Genomic DNA, 1,577 nt, shown 5'->3' on the forward strand with positions numbered 1-1,577 from the left:
GATCGGGCCCGTGATGATCTCATAGGGGCCGACCGCCACTGCCTCATCGAACTTGCTGTCGACGTAGAGGATTCGGCCACGCAGAACCTTCGCGGTGGTGAGCACCCGGTCCGCCGCAGTCGGCTCCTGACCGACGAGCACTGCGCGGCCGCCGTCGGAAGACAAATGCAGCGTTGCGATCATCCGGCTGAAGTTGCGCACGACCCTCAGTGTGCCTCCTTGGCGCACGAGTCCATCGGCGTTGACCAGATCGGCGCCCCCGGTCGCCACCTCACTGACCGCACCCGTGGTCGTTGCGAAACGCCACAGCCGCCCGACGTTGCCCTGTGCCACCACAAACGCGCTGCGGTCGGCGCTGAGCACGATGCCACCGAGGTTGAACCCCGGCCGGCGCTCCACCACGCCCGTAGCGTCTGCCCACAGGCTCGCGTGCCACCCGGCACCGTCGTCGGCGACCCGGAACAGCTGGGGGTCGTTGGAGTTGGTGAAGTACGCCGCGCCGTCAGGCCCGATCGCGACGTCATTGACGAACACCTCCGTGCCCGGCACCCGCAGCGCTGCGAGCAGGGTGCCGTCAGCGGCGTACACCCACAGGTCCGGACGGCCGGTGCCGAGGCCGTTGGGGCCACCTGCGATGTAGACGCGGCCGTCGGCGTCGACGGTGATGCCGCGCGCGGTGAACCGACCGTGGGCGCCGTCGCCGGCCAGCCACTCCTCGGTCGCCGCGGACCCAGCCACTCCGCGGTGGATCTCACCGCCGGTGACCTCGCTGACGTAGAACACTCCGCGGCGTTCGTCGGCGCCGATGCCCTCGAATTTGGAGCCGACCGGGCTCGCGGCGTCGCCGGTGAGCAGGTAAGTGGCCGGACGGCCCTCGTCCTCGGCGTGTGCAGGCACCGTCGCGCCACCGAGGCAGCTGAGGCCGAGGACTGCGGTGAAGATGACGGGGGTGCGGGCGGTGCGATTCATGTGGCTCTCCCAGCGAGAAGGGGACGGACCAAACCACTGTGTCGTCGCTGGTGGAGCCGCGGCGTCGCGCAGCCGGCTACCGCGCGATAGCCAATTGGTTGATATCGGGGCCGGACCGTCGTGATCGGCCGGGGGCCTCCCTAGAGTGATCGGACCATGAGAGCTCCCCTCGACCTGCGACACGGCGTCCGCGGCATCCTCGCGCCGGCCGCAGGCATCGAACGCTGGCTGCTGGCCGCGCTGATCGTCCTTCTGCTGACTAGCTCCCTGCGCTACCTCGACCGGCACCACCTGGACATGGATGGTGTCGCCGTCCTAGCTGGCGCTGTTGTGCTCGGGCTGGCCTACGGAACACGGACTCTCGTCATTGGCGGCGGCACATGGTGGCCGACAGTTTGGGTCACCGGCATGGTCGCACTGTGGGCAGCACTGACCCTGGTGGCGCCGTCGTTCGCCTGGTGTGCGGTCCCCATTGCCTTCGCCGTGCTGCGGGTCCTGCCCTTCCCCTGGGCGGTTGGCGTAGTCATTGCCATGACGGTGCTGCTGACTGCCGCCTGGCAGCGGATCACCGCTGACTTCGACCCCGTCCTCGTTGCCGGCCCGGTCAG

At 69.2% G+C, this 1,577-nt stretch carries 1 protein-coding gene and 1 pseudogene; one reads left to right on the forward strand and one right to left on the reverse strand.

The window, feature by feature from the left end; translation table 11 throughout:
• On the reverse strand, positions 1-969 hold a 969-nt coding region (locus tag WAW85_RS08330), incomplete at its 3' end, for an SMP-30/gluconolactonase/LRE family protein (RefSeq protein WP_422559151.1).
• A 156-nt stretch (positions 970-1,125) separates the two neighbouring features.
• Between WAW85_RS08330 and WAW85_RS08335 the strand changes: the two are divergent.
• Positions 1,126-1,577, forward strand: a pseudogene (locus WAW85_RS08335) (sensor histidine kinase); the annotation flags it as partial.

This window comes from Gordonia sp. (in: high G+C Gram-positive bacteria), from assembly GCF_049299075.1.
Lineage (GTDB): Bacteria > Actinomycetota > Actinomycetes > Mycobacteriales > Mycobacteriaceae > Gordonia.